Origin of the sequence: Bacillus sp. JJ1122 (assembly GCF_036964885.1) — a bacterium.
Classification (GTDB): Bacteria; Bacillota; Bacilli; order Bacillales; family Cytobacillaceae; genus Mesobacillus.
In genome coordinates, this window is sequence record NZ_JBALQL010000029.1 from 13140 (window position 1) to 34005 (window position 20866).

A 20866-nucleotide genomic window follows, 5' to 3' on the forward strand; every position below is an offset into this window, starting at 1 on the left:
GTTTTACACCTCCAAATTATGAATTTATTAAGCTGTACAGCTTTTGAATCTCATCCTCATTCCCATAATCTATTGATTGTACGTTTTTGGATAGCATCTCTTTTAGTCCAGGATTTTCCATTAATCTTTGTATACCTTCAACAATACCCGCTACACCTAAAGGCGTAATAAGTGCATCAAACCCGTCTTTCGCCTGGCTTCTGGCTGTTGGAAAGTTCGTGATTACAACAGGCTTTCCCAATATCTGTGCTTCTCTTATTGTTACTGCCTTACCTTCATATCTTGATGGCTGCACGTATATATCACATGCTTTTATGTAAGGATAGGGATTCGTTTTTTTGCCAAGCAAGAAAAAATGGTCATGAAGGTTCAACTCATCTATAAGCTGAAGTAATTCATTTTCAAGTGGACCGTACCCTACAACATACCAGGCAATGTCAAACCCTCTATCAACTAGCTGCTTGCATGCTCTAATTGCGTTGTCAAAACCTTTGGCATGGGACAAGCGTCCAACGGATACAATGATTGTTTTACCAGTAGTTCGATCAATCTCGTCAGCAATTTGTGCTTCAGCTTGCTGCTTTACAAATGCAGGAGAGAGAATGTTTTCTATAACCATCGTTTTTGCTTTAAAATCTGGAAAAAACTTTAAGAACGTTTTTGAACAATCCTCAGAAACAGCAACAATTTGGTCAAGGTTTCCCCACATTTTACTTTCCGCTTTCTTATCAACATAAATATTAGAATAATCCGTATGAATCCAGCCGACCTTTTTCTTCGCCTTTACTTTTTCTCCGATAAAATGGTGCGGCCATAAGAAACCTATTGCTACATCATATTCCTTTTGTAATTTCGGTAAAAATGGACGTGACAGTTCCCACCCATACTGAATCGTCAAATAACCTGGTTCATCAACCTGTTTCATTTTCCCTTTAATCGTGCTGAAATACTTAGCTATTATTCTGGAAATTGCGATGGTGTAGTGTCCATCGTGCACAGTCTGTGAAATGGATTTCCTGAACGTACTGTAAACTGAATCCTCTGGAAGTAAATTAGGACCAATAGGTAATAGAGGAAAGAATTCACCTTCATGCTTAAATAGCATTAGATCAACATCGTATCTTTGATAATCTATGCTATTCAGCAAGCCAATAAGGCTCCGCTCAACCCCTCCTATCGCTAAATCAAATGAAACAATCAACACTTTTTTCTTCATTTATCACTCCGCCTAATACTGCAGATTATTAGCCAACTCTATAGAGCTTCATCCATTCTTCTATATTCTGTTGAATGCTGAATCCTTTTTCCGAGAGGGCCCTTACTCGAATATCTTTCCCTGGCTTTTGCATCTGGATTGCCTTTTGAATTTCTTCACCCCATTTATTAGGATCCTCATCCAAATTCAAAAACTTCGCTAATCCTAACCCCATATCCGTGCTCTTTGGAACTGAATTAGACATTATACATGGAGTTCCACTCATTTGAGCCTCGATTGTTACAATTCCGAACCCTTCAAATATGGATGGAAATACAAAAACATCAAATGCTTTCATCATTCTCGGAATGTCCGATCTAACTCCCAAAAAACGAATATTATTAGAGATTCCCATGCTTTTTGCTTCTCTTTCTATGTTTTCCTTCAGGGGACCATCTCCAATTAAAAGAGCTATATAACGTTCATCTTTGCTGATAAGTTCTTTAAGTAATTTTAGAATAAACTGCTGGTTTTTAGACTTAGAAAATTTTCCAACATGGCCAATTATTTTTGCATCTTCATTGAGCCCTAATTCTCGGATTACACTGATTTTAGTAATTGTTTCATCAAGGTATTGGCTTAAATCTATACCATTTTTTATAATTGTTACCTGGCCATTTTCAACAGCTTTTTCACCAAACAAAAAAGCCCCAGCCTCCTGGCTACAGCTGCAGTAATTTGTTGCAGAGAATTTGATGAGTTTCTGTAACCCTTTTAATAATTGCTTTCCTTTAATACTATTATTCATTGGCCAATTAGTGCTGTGAGAATGACAAATCCTATGCGGTATTCCTGCAAGTTTTGCAGCAAGTGCCGGGAATCCACTTTGATAATCCGTATGTGAGTGGACGGCTATATAGGAATTTGACTCCATTATATTAGTAAGTTTTCTCACATATGATATTGGTCCAACGCCACCAAGACTAGGGATGTAATAGACTTTCCCGCCCAATTGTCTAATTTCTTCATCGAAAGCACCTTGGCCTGCACCATGGGTAACAAAATCAAATTGAAGCTTCCTTCTGTCTAAGTTACGATAAACATTCATAATCAATGTCTCAGCACCACCGCGATCCATTGTACTGACAATATGCAAAACCCTGTCTACGTATTCATCTTTCATCTTAACTAATCCCCTCTTTCTTTAAGAAGATAAAAAGGTGATATAATCACTCTTATAATTTATATTTAAGCTAATGACACTCTCATAATAGTAGAAAAGAAAGTAAAATACGATTATTCCTAAATAAACAAGACGCTGTTCTTTTTGCTTAAATAATTTAACAATCCATGCAACTAAGACCAATTGGTATAAAGTAAAGTAAAGTGAAAATCTAGCAAATATCCAATTTTGAGTCGAAACTATCATGAATACTAACCCAATCAGTGACATGTTCACGATGTAATCACTTTCTGGAAATATTTCTCTTAACTTTTCTTTTCCTAGGAATGCAACTAATAGGGGTGCTCCAAACACAGCTACCCTAATGACGTTTGCTCCCCCCTCTTGAAAATCTTTATAATGACCATACTGCGTTTCTTCTAAACTGGAAAACAGGATTGTCGAGAATTGATCAAAGCCTATCACAATAACTACAGCCACGACCAGGAGCATTATTGTAGCTTTTGACCAGGGTTTAAATCTTACTAAGAAATATATTGGGAGCAGTATTAAAGCACTTTCATGGAAGGTTGAGGCAAATAAAACAACTAATGCATAGGCAATAAAATTTCCACTTATAATAAACCTGGTAGCTGTAAAAACAATTGCTGCTGTAAGAACTTGCCTTAGCCCATTCATTGATACTAAATATAATCCGCCTGTAATATATACAAATGTACTAAGCTCAAATTGTCTTGAATACTTAAGAAAAATCAATACGATTAAAATATTAGTAATTGCTGCAGTGGTGAAAATTAATATTTGTGGATCTTCTGAAAACCTTTTTAAAATCATTTGAAGTATCCAAAACCCTATATTTTCTTTCTCCTTAACTTGTTCCCAAGTAAAATCATTGATTTCATAGGCATATTTATAAAAATACGTATCACCAATATTTGAACGAAGACCTGCCACCAAAGTCAACGATACAAGAGTTGCTAATGCGAAGAGTTTATTATAGGAAATACTCGTTATTGAGAAAGATGAATAGACAGGCTTAGCAAAATACCTCGTAAAGAAAGACAAACTGAATACAATAGCAAGGTTCAACCATAGAATGGTCATATTCGTTTCCTTTCATCTTCTAAAGAAATAGGGGTTAAATAGTACGGGTTTTATATGATATAAAGAAAAATAATAAAACTCCAAATGGCAGGGCCAATGTTGTCAATGTTCTATTTGGAGTTTCCTTAAACAAGCGAAAATTCTTGCCTAACAGACTACTAGAAACATAGTGAATAGCTTGTTTGAATTTAAATATCCAACTTGAAAAAGGTAACTTCATTAATTCCTTACGATAAAATGCAAAGCCTTTTGGGTTTTTTCGGTATTGTCTTAACATGTTAAGCGAAGAACCATCGGGAAGATATTCTACACAACATAAAACTTCATTCATCAAAAGCATCTCAAAATGTTGATCGAGCATGTAATACTTATAGGCAAGTCCCACATACTTCTCATTTTCATAGACTGGATAAGGAAACATTTTTGTTAGTTCTGTTCGATAAACTAATTTTTTGTCTCCTGTTACTCCATGTTTATGGTAAAGATCGAAAAGTGTCGATGTCTTTCGGGCGTTAGGAAGTTTTGAGCCGATAATTTTCCCGTCAGGATAAGAGTCTAATCCAATAATTCCACTTACATTTTCGCTTCCGTCACTCTTCCACTTAGCTAAAATCTTTTCAACAGCATCGTCAGGCATGAAATCATCAGAATCTATACAAACATTTAACTCTGTTTCAATTGCCTCATATGCAGTATTATGTGCTCCATGCATTCCCTGGTTTTCTTGCCAGATATACTTGATTTCTATTAGGTTCTCCGCTTGCCACTTTCTCACCAAATCGTTTGTATGATCAGTTGATCCATCATCAATGACTAACCAAACAAATTCTTTATTCGTTTGTCTTATTAAAGAATCATAAGAGTTCCCTAAGCAATATGCTCTATTATAAGTTGGTGTAAATATAGTAAGTTTTTTCACTCTTTTATCTTCACCCCGTTATAGTGGTGTAAAAAGTTTGAATATGTTTTGAAGTGCTTTTAATATCGTATCCATTCTTCGAGATGAGCAAATGGGCGTGGGAATTTCGGTTAAAACCTTTATTTTTTATAACCATCATTTTATCTAACCATGCTTTTTTATTTTTAAGAGGAAGGAAGTTAAGTAGCTCACTTCCTAAATCGACATCTTTTGTTATGCAATCAGAGATAAGGCATGGGATTCCAGATCCTTGGGCTTCCATTACTGAAACCGGAAAGCCTTCAAATAAAGATGGGAATAGAAATAAATCCAACGTTTGGAGGACGCAGTCCACATCATCTCTGTTCCCGAGAAATTTCACTTTACTAGATAGCTCCATTTCTTCAGCTTTTTTTTTAACCTCAGGAAGTAATGGTCCATCACCTACTAATAATAAGATCGCATTTTCATTTAATACTAAAAAATCTTTAAAGATTTCTAAAAGAAAAAAATGATTTTTTGGAGCAGAAAACCTTCCAACATGACCAATCGCAAAATGGTCTATAGGCACTTCTAACTTATCTCTATTTTCCTTTCTCTTTTTCATTGAGAATTGAAATTTATCTGATTGGATACCATTCTTAAGTATTAAAGCCTGTTTACTATCATGCTTAAATAACCAATCCGCAGCTTCTTTTGAACAAGCAACAAAATTTGTTGCATACTTAGTTATCATATTACCGGCAAACCATTTATAGGTGCTTGCTATTATGCCCCCTTCACTTCTCGTACTATGACTATGTGCGATCCTTACAGGAATTCCTGCTTGCTTTGCAGCACGAAGAGGAAACCCACTCATCTTATCCATGTGAGAATGTACAATTTTATAATTTGGGTTTTCAGAAAAGAATAGCTTTAGTGCCCTAATATATTCAGAATGTCCTACCTCAGTTATATAAGGGATCCGATGAACTTTTCCGCCCAGTTCAATTATTTCCTGGTCAAAAACCCCCTCTTTACATGTCAAAAAATCAAATTGAATCTTCGACCGATCGATATTGCGATAAAGATTCATCAGCAGTGTTTCTGCGCCTCCGCGATTCATGTTTACGACTACATGTAAAACTCTTATAGGACTGCCCACTGTGCATCCTCCACTTCAGTCATATATGTTTTGTAAATCTCACTCTTTTCTTCGGCAATTTTACCTGTACTATATTTATTAATAATCATTCTGCGTCCATGGGATCCCATAACCGCTCTTAATCCTGAATCCTTTGCTAGAACCTTAAGCTTTTTAGCAAACATCTTATGATCCATATCTGAGATGACCCAGCCATTCTGATCATCGACAATTAATTCTCTGTGTCCTCTATTTTCCGTTGCGATTATAGGGAGCCCGCAAGACATAGCTTCCATTATATTAACCGGTAGTCCTTCCCGGTTACTGGATGCCACTGCCACATCAGAGATTTGCAGCAACTGTTCGATATCATTCCGAAACCCAAGGAATTGTACCATATGGCCAACACCAAGGGATTGGCTCAACTTACGGCATTCCTGCAGCAATGGTCCTTTACCTGCTAATAAAAGCTTCGCGTTTGGAAACTCATCTTTTATTAATGCAAGTGACCTGATGAGAAGCTGCTGATTTTTATTCTTGTTGAATTCCGCTGCATAAAACAATAAAAAATCGCCAACGTTAAAGCCGTAGGCGATTCTTAATTCCTTTTTATATTCCTTTTCTGCAGGCTTGAATCTTTCCGTACTCACTCCGACTCCATGGACATGCTCAATTCGTTCCGACTTGAAACGATGCTGTACAACTCTGTTATAGTCTTCTTCATTAATAGTAATTAGGCAGTCAGTATATCTTGCAAGCCATTTTTCAATTGGATAATAAATTAGCCAATTCATTGCCGGTGAACCTTTGCAGAAATGAAAGCCATGGGCAGTGTAGATCACTTTTGTTCCTTTTTTTCGGGCTGCCCTGGAAGCCAGCCTGGCAAGCACTCCTCCAACTGGTGTGTGGCAATGGATTATTTGATAATCATTTTGATCAATCATTGCTTTTAATTTCCTGTATGCTTTAACATTTTTAAAACTAAAAGGAGATCTTTGAATCGGCAAATCATATTTTTTATCAACAAAAGGGAGATCCCTACTGCCTTTTGCAGCAACATGAACCTCCCATCCTTGTTCTTTGAACCATTTCATATACGGTAAGTGGAAAGCACTGAAATGATAATCCACTGTCGCACAAAGTAAAATCCGCTTTGCTGCAGCCATCTTCTTAACTCTGCCTTGCTTTTTCAAAATGTAATATGGAAGAAAAGTAATCCAGCAGCTCCGATTTCAAATCATCTCGCTGCAAAGCGAAATCAATTGTCGTTTTAATAAAGCCCATTTTTTCACCAACATCATACCTGGTGCCTTCAAAATCATAGGCATATACCGCTTCGTATTCATTCAATCCTGCGATTGCATCGGTCAATTGAATTTCTCCGCCAGCACCAGGGGTTTGCTGATCCAGGACATCAAAAATTCTAGGATTAAGGATGTACCGTCCCATGATTGCAAGATTTGATGGTGCTTCTTCAATCTCTGGTTTTTCTACTAAACTGTTAACACTGTAAAATCTGTCACCGATACAATTGCCATCAACGATTCCATATCTTGAGACTTCATTTGGATTTACTTGCTGTACTCCGAGAATGGAAGCATTATATCTTTCATACTGTTCAATCATTTGTTGCAGGCAAGGCTTTTCTGCCTGAACAATATCATCTCCAAGTAAAACCGCAAACGGTTCATTGCCAATAAACTTTCTGGCACACCAGATCGCATGACCCAATCCCTTTGGTTCCTTTTGGCGAATATAATGGATATCAACAAGCTTTGAAGACTTTTGCACTTCATTTAATAATTCGAACTTCCCTTTTTCATATAGGTTTTGTTCTAACTCAAATGAATGATCAAAGTGATCTTCAATCGCTCTTTTTCCTTTTCCGGTAACAATGATAATATCCTCGATTCCTGACTCAATCGCTTCTTCCACTATATATTGAATCGTTGGTTTATCTACAATTGGCAGCATTTCCTTTGGCATTGCTTTCGTTGCTGGCAAGAATCTTGTTCCAAGTCCTGCAGCTGGAATAATCGCTTTTTTTACTTTCATAATAATCCCACCCCTAAACTGAAATTGATATTAATGGAGAACTGGCAACCCTATTATTGGCCAAAGCTAGCAATCTATCTCGCAGCTCTTCTTTTTCCATACCAGGGAATGTGCCTATGATCTCCTCGATCTCGGATATATATAATTCGGATGTCTTACCTACGTATATCTTTGGATGAACTTGGTGTTCCCCAACTTCATCATCCTTTAAAAGCTCTTCGTATAGCTTTTCGCCAGGTCTTGTTCCTGTATATTCTATTCCGATTTCATCTATAGAATAGCCTGACAACTTGATCAGGTTTTTGGCCAAGTCTACTATTTTAACAGGCTCCCCCATATCCAGGACAAAGATTTCGCCTCCCTGAGCCAGAGCGCCCGCCTGAATGACCAGCCTTGATGCCTCAGGGATTGTCATGAAATAGCGCACCATATCTGGATGAGTCACTGTAACAGGTCCGCCCTTTTCAATTTGTTTCTTAAAAAGTGGAATGACACTTCCTCGGCTCCCAAGGACATTTCCAAATCGTACTGCAACAAATTTAGTATTGCTGCTTTCATCCATATTTTGAACAATCATTTCAGCCAGTCTTTTTGTCGCACCCATTACGCTTGTTGGATTGACCGCTTTGTCTGAAGAAATCATCACAAATGTATTCACCCCATGCCAGCTTGCCGCATTCGCAACATTCCACGTTCCTATCATATTATTTTTAACTGCTTCTTCAGGATTCCGTTCCATTAAGGGGACATGCTTATGGGCTGCAGCATGGTATACCACGTGTGGCTGGAATGTTTCCATCACAGACATCATTTTCTTGGCATCCTGTATTTCAGCTATTACCGGAATAAATTCTATATTTGTGTTTCGGAATCTTTCCTTTAATTCCATCTCAATTGAATAGATGCTGTTTTCACCGTGTCCTAAAAGAACTAATCTCTCGGGATTAAACTTAGCTATTTGCCGGCAGATTTCAGACCCGATTGACCCCCCCGCACCAGTTACAAGCACAATTTTATTTGTGATATCTTCAGAAATCCTGTCATTATTAAGAACCACTGGTTCTCTTCCTAATAAATCCTCAACCTGCACATCCCTAAATTGATTCACTGAAAGCTTACCGGTCATTAGATCTTCCAACATAGGAAGGATTTGTGTTTTTGCTGAAGTTTTTGCACATTCTTGAAAAATGATATTAAGTTCCTTTTTACTTAATGAAGGAATCGCAATGACGATATTTTCAATTTGCAATTCCATAACAACACTCTCAATTTTGTTGACTCCGCCAATGACTGGTATGCCCAGGATATCAAGATGATGCTTTTTAAAATCATCATCGATAAAACCAACAGGCTGGAGACCAGATACTTTATTTTTCAGTAATTGCCTTGCAACCATTATTCCTGCAGAACCGGCACCAATGATTAGGGTTCTTTTGTTATAAGTTAATCGAGTTAGATACAAATCCCTATAGATTCTCCAAAAAAATCGTGAACCTCCAATGAACAAAACCAAAAGTAGCCCTGTTACAGACAGCCGTCTAATAAAGATTTCATTTAGTAGAACTCCCTGGAAAATGGAAGCGGTTAGGATCGAAGCCGATGCAGTTTTTAAAATGATGATTAATTCCCCGACACTGGCATATTCCCAGGCCTTTTTATACAGTTTAAATTTAAATGAAAATAGATGATGGCTGAACAAAATAGTTAAAGCACTAACTATATAAAACCATGAAGAAGTGTTGATTGTACCCCGGACAAGTAAATGACTAATAAAGATTGCAGTTAAAACAATGGCTGAATCAATAAGAATGAATAACGAAAGCCTCTGCCTATAGGTCATGTTTATCCTCCTTTCTTGTCCTAATCTATTCTTACGCTCCGCAGCTTAATGGCATAGTCAATCAGCTTTCTTATTTCTTCAAGCTGCTCTTTGCTGGCATCCTGCTTTATGTACCGCACTGCTTTCTTAATTGACTTTGGAAATTTATCTATATCCTTCATATATACAACTCCTTAAATAAAGTTTTTACTTATTTGTTCTGTTTAAAAAACAGATAAGTAATAACTTTATTAAAAAATGGGGCATTTAACCCCTCCTCACATCACACTATCGACGACCAGAGCGTCTAAGGTTGCTTAAACCCACAGCATGACCGAGTGCCTCCTTAGATAATGGCTAGGAGACATCACCATTTTACAACGCACATTTCATTCTTTATAACGAACGTAGAAATTAAAAAAAATCTCTACTTCTACATTTCATTCAAAATAACCCCAAAAATCTTTGCTCTAGCGAACTCAAGTGCTTTTTTAGCTTCTGCAGCCTTTTCAAATCCAGTTCTTCCTTCACTTATCACTAAAATCACACCGTCGCTCTTATTCGCCAGTAACTTCGTATCTGTTACTTCCAGCACAGGTGGTGAATCAATGATTATTAAATCGTAGTCCAATAAGGCTTTTTGAAAAAATGTCTGCATTGACTCTGAACCAAGTAATTCAGCCGGATTAGAATCGAGCTGACCACTTGTTAAAATGGCTAAATTTCCAATTTCGGTATGATATATTGTGTCTTCCAAATCTACACGTCCTGCGAGCACATCAGCTAACCCTTTATTGTTAGATATCTTAAAGATAAAGTGAACATCAGGATCCCTTAAATTTGCATCAATTAAAAGTACTTTTTCTTTTTGCTGTGCCATTGATACAGCAAGGTTTGCAGCCGCTGTAGATTTCCCTTCACCAGAACTGGGGGATGTCAAAAGTAAAATACTTTTCTTCCCTCCGGTTAAAAACTGAACATTGGTACGGAGAGTCCTAAATTGTTCAGATATGATGGAGTCCGGATTGGAATATACAATTAAATTCCTTTTTTGCGAATTCCTTGCAGCTTTACGTTTACTTTGGAACACTGGTACCACCTCCAGGGAATTCTATCTGATGTATACTTTGCTTTTTAATATTCTTTTTGTTCATCTTCGCGATTCTTCCTAATACCGGAAGATCTAAATAATCCTCTACATCCTTTTGGGATCGAACAGTGTCATCTAAGGAATCCAGGAAGAAAACCAATCCAATTCCTGCAAATAAACCGAACACTAATCCCACAATACCTGTTTTATTCCCATTGTCATTAATAGGATAGGGATTAACTTTCGCCGGGGAATAGATTCTCAGATCACTATAGTTTAGCAGTGTACTTATTTCATTTTTGAATTCTTCAGCTGTCGTATTTGCAATATCAGCAGCTCTGACGGCATTGGTATCAATAACATTAATGTTTACTACTTTTGAACTATCCAGAATTCCCACACTAATCTGGTTAGCCAATGATTCAGGACTGCGATTCAGACCCAGCTTTTCAACAACCTTTTCTAGCACAACAGGATCCTTCAAAATTACCTGTAGAGTATTCATATCTGCATTTTCACCTATAATAATCCGGGCAGAAGATTGATATAAGAGAGTCGTGTTTTTCTCCCCATAAACATATCCAGCAATCAAAGCCAAGACAGTAATAATGGCAATGATCCAAAGGCGCTTTTTTATGACAGAAAAGATTTCCTTAAGATTAATTTCTTTTGCAATCCCTTTTTTTGCATTACTCATTGCTCATTAAAACCACCTTATACTTTAATCTGTTCTAGATAAAGAACGTTTGGTTCAAAAAAAATATGCGTTCTTAATTACTAATAATATATACCCATTTTAGTTCTGTATAAAGAACATGTCAATACGTTTTTGGTTTTTATTTTCCTTTTTAGGAGGACATCAACGCAGCCTGTTTTTTTAATAACCCGTTAAATACTCCTGATTGATCATTCGCAAGTTGGCCAAAGTTCCCACTCTGGATGACTTCTCCATCTTCCAGAACGATTACTTGATCCGCATTCCGAATTGTCGACAAACGATGGGCTATAACGATTATTGTCATCCTTCCTTTTAGTTGTTCTAAAGCTTTTTGTATTTTTGATTCATTTTCACTATCTAATGCACTGGTCGCTTCATCAAGAATTAGAATAGCAGGATTTTTAATGATTGCCCGTGCCAGTACAAGCCGCTGCCTTTCACCACCAGATAGTTTAATCCCTCTATCTCCTATTTCAGTATCAAGCCCATTAGGCAATTTTCTAACAAAATCAGCGGCAGCTGAGAATTCTAATGACTCCCATATCTGTTCCGAAGTTACTGCTGGGTTAATCATTTTAAAGTTTTCTTTTATGCTCATATTAAACAAAAAGGGCTCCTGTGGAACATAGCTTATAGATTTTCTTAATGAAATTAATAATTCATCTGTAATCGGCTCGTTATCTATTAAAACTTTTCCTTCTTGTGGCGAATGGAGCCCCATTAATATATCAACCAATGTACTCTTGCCCGCACCTGACCGACCAACAATCGCAGTCATTTGGTTTGCAGGTATTTTTATATTAATATTTTGCAAAGCATAGGTTGATATTGAATGATCGTATCTAAAATATACACCATTGCATCGAATTTCCTTATTCAAAACGATTGGCCGTACATTAGCCTTTTTCAAATCAGATAACACCTCTTTTGCTGCATTACATTCTGTCTCAAGGGTATTTAATGACTTAAAGGCCGGGATTGTCGATGCTAATTGCTCTAAATTAGATTGGATTCCTATAACTCTTGGCCACAAACGAGAAAAAATAACAATAATTAATAGGAACTGTGATGGCTGTGAATTGAACATCTTTACTGAAAAAAAAATAAAAGTTGCTATAAGAATTGCTGAGGAGATTTTATAAAATAGCTGAGAAGAAACCTTATTTTTTATATACTCAACTTGCTCTGAATACATTCCTTGAACGACTGATTGAAGCCAGCTCATCTGAGTCTCTTCTAACGTATTACTTTTAATATCCTTTATACCATTTAATTGATCTGTAATCCCTGCCAGGTATTCCTGGGATAGTAATGAGGTTTTTTTTCCTAACTTTTTCGCTTGTTTAATAAATTTCCGAGAAAAAAATGATAATATGAGACCACTCAAAAGAACAAATAACGTCATTTTTGCAGATAACCAGAGTGCAAACCCGATTTGGATTATACTAAAAATAATAGAGGTTAATAGCTGAATAAATTGATAAACTCCTCCCGAAACTCTTGCCAATTCAATAGTCATAATATTGATTAGATCAGATTTTCTTTTCTTTGTATAAAAACCCCAATTAGCACTTAATAATCCCTCATATGTGTCTATTCTTAATTTCCCTATAAATCCATGCGCAATTTTGACATTTCTTATATTTAAGTTTCTGTCAACCAAATTTTGGCCACTGATTAATAATACGTATGCAAGAAGGATAAATGGGAATCTTAATGCCTCAGGCATCAAATTCCAGAATCCGAGGTAATTCTCTAGTGTATGGCCTCCGGAATCTAAATTCATTATCCCGCTGAAGCTAAGTAAGGGTACTAGTAACAGTATACTAAGACCTTCTATAAAACCGATTAAAGCCATTCCAACGATATTCCAATAGAGAATGCTACCTGAGTATTTAAATAATTGTTTTATATAATACAAAAAGGTATTCACGTAACATCCCCCTGTAACATTGCCTGCTTCCTTTTTCTTCTTAGCGCCCAAAGAAACGGTCTCAAAGGAAAATATAAAAAATGAAGTGCTTTTGGCAATGGTAAAGCTAGAGCATCTTCCGGATATGGAAATAAGAAACTAAGAATAAATAATACTTTTTGCTTAAGCGACATTAATAAAAACAAATGGTTTTTATGGTAGTTTGCGATTTCTTCTGGCAAAGGCTCAACATGGAGATTAACCAATTGCTTAATGTAAAATAAAGCTCCTTCAGCTAGTCTTTTTGATTTTTTCGAAGTAGATATTTCATTTAGTTCGTGGGGACTATAAGAATTCAACAATTCTGAAGAAAGAAAAAGAGCCTGCCCTCCAACTTGAGTAAGCTGATATTTTTTTAACAGCATTTTAATACAGTTCCAGTTCAAATCTCGCCTAACCAACCTGTCGATATCTACTAGCCAGCGAAGACGTGACCAACCATGGCGTGCTCCATGTGAAACCAAAAATAAAAATAAATCTTCCTCTCCTAACATATACAAAGGAAAATCTGCGATCGAACTTTTCGTTTTTCTTTCCCATAACTCTTCAAATGACTGATTCCATGATGGACCAGGATTTAACCTCCAATGTATTTCCACCTTTACCTTCTTTAGCGGATGCATAAAAGTGATATGATGATGTCTCCATTTCCAATCATTCAAGACAGTCAGTATGTAATCATCCTTTACATAACCAAGGTTTAAGAGCGTCGATTCAGCTCGTTCTAAATCTTCAATTGGTATTAAAATATCAATATCAGAAGATGTCCTTAGAGAAAGATCTCCATATAAATGTGCTCCAAGAATAGAACCTTTTAAAAATAAGGTTCGAATTTTTTGGTCAATAAAAATTCTGGATATGCTTTCAGATTCTCCCGTTAGCAACAGCATTTGAAAAATATTTTTTTGATAATATTTCTTCAGTGTTCCTATTACCTTTGCTGGGACAAACTCTCCATTTAATTCCTTTATCCTTTTATAAAGAATTGGATAAACACGATGATGGAGTGTTAGCTGTAAAAAATGTTCCCAATCAATATTTTTAAATCTCTCTTTCTCTTTTGAGAGATTCTTATCTTCAAATTCAGAATCCAGGAAAAAAAGCAGTAGCTGTAATTCTTTTGAAAAGTGCTTTTTTTCAACCATCATTTCCATGGTAATTTCCTCTTATTCTATAACTTATTTATTTGCAAACTTGCTTACTACGGTAAACCGTTTCATTTCTTCAGCGCCGCTAACGTAATATGTTCCACTGCGCAGCCATGCATGGGCAATCATTTTCCCGTTATCATCTTTTGCAGTTCCTAGATACAGTGTACTTTCAATTCCGCGCCTTTGTAGCATCTTCATGCCTGCTATTGCTTTTACTAAACATTGACTTTCCCAGAATGTACATCTGCTCATGATATGAATTGCACTAGATATTGATTTGACAGTGACAGATACAGAAGGATCTTCTTGAAAAGAGGATTCACACATATGCTTACCTAAGGTACGTTTTACCCTTTTAAAAGGCATTACTTTAAGGAAACGCGCCCATGCTAAGAACAGTATGGCCTCTAAAAAAAGAAATTTTTCGATCCTACTCAAATTAAATATCGTTACCAGTTTCTGAGGAATTAACATTTCACCTCACCTGTTCACAATTGAAATTAAACCTTCGGAATATAATTTGTTTATAAATAAAATTACTTGATTCTCACAATCTGTTTTACCAACTTCATATTCTAGAAGGAGGTCATTAATTAAATTATCAACTGAATTAGGTTCTTTTATCATCTCCCAAATAAGTCCACCCATTTCACCAAGGTTATAGTAATTTCCATTATCAATATTAAGCATTACTTTCTCTCCATCCATGTCACTAACGATATTTCCTGGCTTCTGTACAATTTCACTTTCCATTATTACTTTTTCCTTTATTAGCATTTAGTTCATCTCCTCATTAATTACTTTTAAGATTTTCTCTAACAGCTCAGATGCTGTAAAAACATTTGATGGGCGTTGTACTTGGTACATCTTTATTTTTTTTATAACCCCAGCTGATTCTGTAAAATGCCACTCCATTAATCCCAAACGCGGAATTAAAGAGTGCCGAAAAGTATGGTTATATAGTGTGTGAAACCTTTCCAGATTTTGAATTGGGTTTATTTTTACGTGATCTTCCTCTGTTTTTGTAATCTCAAATACTCCACCCAGTGGTAATGGATCCTTACAGAAACTGGAGTGGACTGGAATAGCGAACTTTGTTTCTCTTTCAAATAACGGACTAAAAGCAGAGGAATCCAACCCGAAGTTCTGAAGGCTTTCCTGCCATAATTTTTGCTGAGGGTAGGTAGGAATTACATAAGGGCGCCCTTCTTCATTCATTAATAAAGGAATAATATCATCACTTAGCAGTTGATAACCTTTATTAATAAATGTTGATGCCAGTGTAGACTTACCTGCACCAGAATGTCCGATAAATGCATAAGCCTTTCCATCAATTGCAATTGCACTTCCATGCAGTGTCAGGACTTTTCTTTGCATTAGTAAGACACCGATACATGTTCCCAGAATATAGAGACGAATTTTATTATGATCAGAATCCTTCATAGGGTAAACCATTATTTTTTTACCATCTTCTATTAGAAATGTACCTGTTTCAGGGATCTGAAACATTACCATCTGATCATCCACAAGGAATTTCCCTTGTTGGACTCCTTTTATCTCCCATAATTCATTTAAGTCAGCAATATCAATCTGCACTTCGGCCATATCCATTGATTCTTTTGAAGCAACTAATTCTGGCAATGGAATAGTGCTTCTGATTTTCAGGCCAAAGGCATGGTAAATCATGTTGGCTTTTGCTACAATCATTTGACTCACTCCAATTAATCCATAATTAAAGGATTTTTAAAAAAGCCCTCATACTGAAATAATTGTATAAGGGCGGTTGTTCTAATAATCATTAAACATCATTGCGAATTAGCTATAGTGAACTGTTTCGTCCTGGTCTGGTTGTGAAGCATCCGGAGTTTTAATTCCCGGTCCAGCCATTGTCATACTAACATTAAGTACTTCTAACTCAGGTTTTTGCCATAGTTTTTTCATTCTTTCACCTCCTCTCAAGAAATTTATTTAAAAAGCGATAGAATATTAAACTGCGCATTAATATCCTGAAGTCAAAGTCAAAGGCATATTCGGGATTAGTACTATCTTTAATTTTTATAATCGCCGCTTTAATTACTTGAGGATTCAAGTAATTGCCAATAGTAGCATCATTACTCATTTGTTCAAGTTCACCAATAAACGTGCTCCAATAACTAGACATCCGATGAACTCCATCTGCTCCTTGTACACCTCTTGAACGCATGTTTAGTCTTACTTTGTCTGGCAAATATGAGTTTGTTGCCCTTCTGACAAGAGAACGATCTAAACCCTGCCGCACAAATTGATTCTCAGGTACTGATAAACAAAATTTAATTAACCGTAAATCGTTGGTTGGATCTCTGTCCCATACGGAATAACGCAAAGAAAATTTAGCCCCGTAAGTCCCTGTTATATTCCAATAATATAGCTGCCTAAACTGTCTATCCCTTACTTCATAAGCGGTGGGAAGTTTAGAAAGTGAAACATCGATACCCTGATCTTGAAGTTTATTGAAAACGTTTGTTTGTTTTGCAAATTCGGGATTAATTATCATTGGAAAATGAAAGGGTTCTTCGGCTTTTATCAAACCATATATATAGGGAAATGCCTTTTTTCTTGCCGCTGCCATAATTTTTGATTTATTAACCCCAATGTTATTGCTATACTGATTTAATTCTTGATAAAGTCTAATCCACTTTATTTTTTTTATGAGGTTAGCGTAATAATCTAATACTGGCCCCCATGAAATAGTCCAATTACCTCTTTGACCATTTAAAAGTACGCCGATATTTTTCTGTTGAGCTTGTTCATACATTCCCCTTAGCCAAAAAGTATTCTCAAAGAACTTATATGGCATTTCTAAAGTATCAAGCCAGTCATCAATTTCAGTAAATGGACTTCTATCTGCAAAACTTAAATATTGATCATTAATATTTCCAACATGATTTACAGTAGCTTTAATATACGGACTTTCATTGGCTACTCTGCTTTTATGGGTCCAATCTTCAAAGCCATCAACAGGAACGTAACTAAAAGTATTTAACATTTTATTTTCTTGTTTCAATGCTTTTGATGCAAAGCTTACAACTGACCCAGAATCCAAACCTCCACTTAAATGTGCCCCTACACTCTTATGTGTTCTAGTTCTTGCTTTGACTGCCTTTTGGAAAACATCGCGAAAAGCTTCTTCGTATTCTTCATCTGATTTAAGCTTTAATTTCTTGTTTTCTTCCATTAAGTAACAATATCTTCTCAACTTAACTCTACCTTCATGAACTGATATTGAATGAGATGGCGCCAATTGTTCTACTTGTTTATATGTAGTAGAAGATGGATCAACTGAGTCAAAATTCACAGGTATCGCCAAAAACTCCGCCAGCCACTGCTCATTTAATTCCTTCTTAACCCCTGGCAACGTAAACAGCGGCATAATAGTAGTACAAAATGCAAACCTCTCATGGTCTTTGTAATAATACAAAGTACGCGATCCTGAGAAATCTCTAGCCCCAAATAGCTTCTGGTTTTGTTCGTCCCAAATCATATAGGCGAAGTCGCCGACTAGGTGTTTTGGAGACTCTTCGCCCCATTTATAGTAAGCTAGCAAAATGAGCTGGCTGTCTGGCATGATTTTTTGTTTAGAACGCTCGACTTGCAGCTTTTCGAATAGTTCTTCTCGGTTATCGATGATGGCATCGGCTGTGATGACGCATTGTCTTTCGGAATCGTAGAATGGCTGTTGTTCGCCGACTGTTTCTGGGGTGATCCACTGTGCGTGGTTTCCAATGAAGGCGTTGTGTTTATGCCAGACTTGGATATCATCGGCCGGAAACTTTTCCAGTTCCTTCATTATGTTTCGACCATGCTCAAATGGAACCGGCTCTTTTGTTAAATGAATGATTCCTGCAATTGCGCTCATTTTTTCCTCCTGCCTTGCTTTAAGTGCCTATTTCTATGTATTCGCAAAAAGTCTTTATAAAGAATTAACATGTTCTTTATATAGAACATATGATAAAAATACCATCTCTTATAAAGGGTGTCAACATCTTCAAAAGAATTATTTTTCAAAATATTTTATTAAACAGGATTCCTAAAATCTCGACAAAAAAATCCCACGCTAGCTGCGTAGGATTTTTTAATTAACTTCGATTATAGCCGAGCACTCACAGGGCGAACTGGCACTTCTTTTTCACCGCTAACCGCATGCTTCTTTGACCAGTAAGTCGCCAGGATTGGTCCGGAAATGTTGTGCCATGCAGCAGCAAGGACGCTTGGGAGGGCTGCAAGCGGACCGAAGTGTGCAGTCGCAAGGGCAACGCCTAATCCGGAGTTCTGCATGCCCACTTCAATCGAAATTGCTCTTCTGTTCACTTCATCAAGCCCAGCCATTTTTGCTGCAAAGTAGCCTAGCAAAAGACCCATTCCGTTGTGAAGCATCACTGCTGTGAAAATAAGGAATCCCGACGTGGCAATGGTGGCTGCATTGCCTGAAACGACGGCACTGACAATCGTAATGATCGCTGCAACCGAAATAAGCGGTAAAACGGTTAGGCTTTTTTCAACGGCCACAGGGAAAAACTTCTTAATAACTAAACCCAAAACGATTGGAAGAATGATGACTTGGATAATTGACTTAAACATGGCAACAGCATCAACAGGCATCCATTGGCCAGCGAGCAAAAGCAGAATCAGGGGTGTCATGATTGGTGCCAATAGTGTTGAAATAGAAGTCATGGCAATTGACAAGGGAACATTTCCTTTTGCCAGATACACCATAACGTTAGAGGCTGTTCCGCCTGGTACAGAGCCGAGCAAAACCAGTCCTGCTGCTAATTCGGCTGGCAGATTCATCAGTTTTGCAAGGAGGAAAGCGACAGATGGCATGATGATAAATTGTGCGAGTACTCCTATTAAAACTGGTAGAGGTTTAGTCACGACAATTTTAAAATCAACTGCCTTCAACGTAAGCCCCATACCAAACATGACAACGCCGAGCAAAATCGTAATATATCCTCCCAATCCTAAAAATGGCTCTGGCACGAGGAAGGCAATGACAGATGTTAAGATCACCCATACTGCAAAATACTTTCCGGCTATGGTACTGACTGCTTCTACAATTTTCATTTCATCACTCTCTTTCTTTTGGCTTTAGAATTTTATTTGGATTTAAGAGACTGTGTGGATCAAGTGCTTGTTTGATTTTTTCCATCACGAGAAGCGCGTCCCCATGTTCTTTTTGCTGATATTTTTGTTTGCCGATCCCGACTCCATGCTCTCCAGTGCATGTCCCGCCTCGTTCAAGAGCATACAGGACAATTTCTTCATTCAGCTGTTCAGCCCGATCAATCTCTTTTTGATCGTTCATATTAATCATCAAAAGGACGTGATAGTTTCCATCACCTACATGGCCGACGATTCCACCGGTAAGGCCAAGGGAATCAACCACTTCTCTTGCGTGACGAATGGCATCAGACAGCTCTGAAATTGGAAGGCAGACATCTGTCACCATCATTTTTTTACCAGGATAGCCGTGAATATAGGCATAGGCAAGATTGTGCCTGGCTTCCCATAAACGGTTCCTCGCTGCATTATCTGTTTCAAATTCAATATCTAGGCAATGATGGTCTGCAACAATTTCTTTTGTGAACTCTACATCCTGCTTCAGGCCTGCTTCATTCCCATGAAACTCTAAAAATAGAGTAGGGCCTTCTTTATAGTTTGTGTCACTAAAATGGTTGACCTGTTTCATTGAAGGTTCATCGACGAGCTCCACCCTGGCAATTGGAATACCTGCCTGCAGAATGGAGACAACAGCCTCAACCGCATCATCCAATGCCGGAAAGGACGCTCTTGCTGCCATTACGTGCTCTGGAATTCCGTAAACTTTTAACGTCAATTCGGTAAAGCATCCTAGCGTCCCCTCCGAACCAACGAATAAACCATTAAGATGGTATCCGGATGATGATTTTGCGGCCAAATTGCCAGTATGTATGATTGAAGCATCTGCAAGAACCACTTCAAGATCACGAACCTGGTCACGCATGACTCCATATTTTACTGATGTCGTTCCACTGGCATTTGTTGCCGCCATCCCTCCCAGAGTTGCATCTGCTCCAGGGTCCACCGAGAAAAATAAACCATACTTTTTCAGTTCTTTATTCAGTTGCGAACGGGTTACGCCAGGCTGGACTTTTACGAGAAAATCATTTTCCCGTACCTCAAGAATTTTATTCATGAGTGAAAAATCGATTGTAATCCCGTGATCGTACGGTATGACATGCCCCTCGAGGCTTGATCCTAACCCAAAAGGAACAACTGGTACTTTGTTCATGTTTGCGATTTTAACAATTTCACTTACTTGCTGTGCTGTCTCAGGAAAAACAACAATGTCGGGAAGGCTAACCGCATGGTACGATTCATCCCTGCCATGCAATTCTCTTACTGTCTGATTTTCTGTAACCTGACTTTCAGAAAGAACCTCCCTTAATGCGTTGACCAGATCTACACTAGCTACTTCCATTGAATTCTCCTTCTTTCTGCAATCCATCTGTTTGTCACATGATTTAATTGAAAGATTTGGTT

General features: G+C 37.3%; 20 protein-coding genes. All 20 read right to left on the minus strand.

All coding sequences use genetic code 11. The features are described 5' to 3' along the window. Positions 1-16: 16 nt before the first annotated feature. Positions 17-1216: a glycosyltransferase gene (locus V7201_RS17080; RefSeq protein ID WP_335377961.1), complete on the minus strand. Its 1200-nt coding sequence runs from the start codon at positions 1214-1216 to the stop codon at positions 17-19. Between the two features lie 28 nt (positions 1217-1244). After that, complete coding sequence (locus V7201_RS17085; RefSeq protein WP_335377962.1) at positions 1245-2378, minus strand: glycosyltransferase family 1 protein; 1134 nt, start codon at positions 2376-2378, stop codon at positions 1245-1247. Positions 2379-2399: 21 nt separating this feature from the next. Further along, positions 2400-3482 carry an EpsG family protein gene (locus tag V7201_RS17090; RefSeq protein WP_335377963.1) on the minus strand — a complete coding sequence of 361 codons (1083 nt, stop codon included), beginning with the start codon at positions 3480-3482 and terminating at the stop codon, positions 2400-2402. A gap of 34 nt (positions 3483-3516) precedes the next feature. Next, on the minus strand, positions 3517-4401 hold the full coding sequence (locus V7201_RS17095) for a glycosyltransferase family 2 protein (RefSeq protein ID WP_335377964.1): 885 nt from the start codon (positions 4399-4401) through the stop codon (positions 3517-3519). 10 nt (positions 4402-4411) lie between these two features. After that, on the minus strand, positions 4412-5524 hold the full coding sequence (locus V7201_RS17100; protein ID WP_335377965.1) for a glycosyltransferase family 1 protein: 1113 nt from the start codon (positions 5522-5524) through the stop codon (positions 4412-4414). After that, the gene (locus V7201_RS17105) at positions 5509-6669 is read right to left on the minus strand and encodes a glycosyltransferase family 4 protein (protein WP_335377966.1); all 1161 of its coding nucleotides are present in this window, start codon (positions 6667-6669) and stop codon (positions 5509-5511) included. The genes V7201_RS17100 and V7201_RS17105 overlap by 16 nt, the downstream gene beginning before the upstream one ends. Positions 6670-6673: 4 nt before the next feature. Beyond that, a complete protein-coding gene (galU, locus tag V7201_RS17110) occupies positions 6674-7558 on the minus strand; it encodes a UTP--glucose-1-phosphate uridylyltransferase GalU (protein WP_335377967.1) in 885 nt (294 codons plus the stop codon). Between the two features lie 13 nt (positions 7559-7571). Next, on the minus strand, positions 7572-9398 hold the full coding sequence (locus V7201_RS17115; RefSeq protein WP_335377968.1) for a polysaccharide biosynthesis protein: 1827 nt from the start codon (positions 9396-9398) through the stop codon (positions 7572-7574). A 20-nt stretch (positions 9399-9418) separates the two neighbouring features. After that, a complete protein-coding gene (locus tag V7201_RS17120; protein ID WP_335377969.1) occupies positions 9419-9559 on the minus strand; it encodes a hypothetical protein in 141 nt (46 codons plus the stop codon). A gap of 251 nt (positions 9560-9810) precedes the next feature. Continuing rightward, positions 9811-10467, minus strand: a complete 657-nt coding sequence (locus V7201_RS17125; RefSeq protein ID WP_335377970.1) for a CpsD/CapB family tyrosine-protein kinase — start codon at positions 10465-10467, stop codon at positions 9811-9813. Beyond that, on the minus strand, positions 10454-11164 hold the full coding sequence (locus V7201_RS17130; RefSeq protein WP_335377971.1) for a YveK family protein: 711 nt from the start codon (positions 11162-11164) through the stop codon (positions 10454-10456). The genes V7201_RS17125 and V7201_RS17130 overlap by 14 nt, the downstream gene beginning before the upstream one ends. A gap of 151 nt (positions 11165-11315) precedes the next feature. Further along, positions 11316-13118, minus strand: coding sequence for an ABC transporter ATP-binding protein (locus tag V7201_RS17135; protein WP_335377972.1), 1803 nt, complete (start codon positions 13116-13118; stop codon positions 11316-11318). After that, positions 13115-14311, minus strand: coding sequence for a nucleotidyltransferase domain-containing protein (locus V7201_RS17140; protein WP_335377973.1), 1197 nt, complete (start codon positions 14309-14311; stop codon positions 13115-13117). Before V7201_RS17140 ends, V7201_RS17135 begins: the two co-directional genes overlap by 4 nt. A 24-nt stretch (positions 14312-14335) precedes the next feature. After that, positions 14336-14782, minus strand: coding sequence for a lasso peptide biosynthesis B2 protein (locus V7201_RS17145; RefSeq protein ID WP_335377974.1), 447 nt, complete (start codon positions 14780-14782; stop codon positions 14336-14338). Between the two features lie 6 nt (positions 14783-14788). Beyond that, on the minus strand, positions 14789-15085 hold the full coding sequence (locus V7201_RS17150; protein WP_335377975.1) for a lasso peptide biosynthesis PqqD family chaperone: 297 nt from the start codon (positions 15083-15085) through the stop codon (positions 14789-14791). Beyond that, positions 15086-16015, minus strand: coding sequence for an aldolase (locus tag V7201_RS17155; RefSeq protein WP_335377976.1), 930 nt, complete (start codon positions 16013-16015; stop codon positions 15086-15088). A 108-nt stretch (positions 16016-16123) separates the two neighbouring features. Further along, positions 16124-16249, minus strand: coding sequence for a paeninodin family lasso peptide (locus V7201_RS17160; RefSeq protein WP_335377977.1), 126 nt, complete (start codon positions 16247-16249; stop codon positions 16124-16126). 4 nt (positions 16250-16253) lie between these two features. Continuing rightward, positions 16254-18203, minus strand: coding sequence for a lasso peptide isopeptide bond-forming cyclase (locus tag V7201_RS17165; RefSeq protein WP_335377978.1), 1950 nt, complete (start codon positions 18201-18203; stop codon positions 16254-16256). A gap of 230 nt (positions 18204-18433) precedes the next feature. Further along, positions 18434-19408 (minus strand): bile acid:sodium symporter family protein, encoded by a 975-nt coding sequence (locus V7201_RS17170; RefSeq protein WP_335377979.1) that lies wholly within the window; start codon positions 19406-19408, stop codon positions 18434-18436. A 4-nt stretch (positions 19409-19412) separates the two neighbouring features. Then, positions 19413-20804: an FAD-binding oxidoreductase gene (locus tag V7201_RS17175; protein ID WP_335377980.1), complete on the minus strand. Its 1392-nt coding sequence runs from the start codon at positions 20802-20804 to the stop codon at positions 19413-19415. Between the last annotated feature and the right edge of the window lie 62 nt (positions 20805-20866).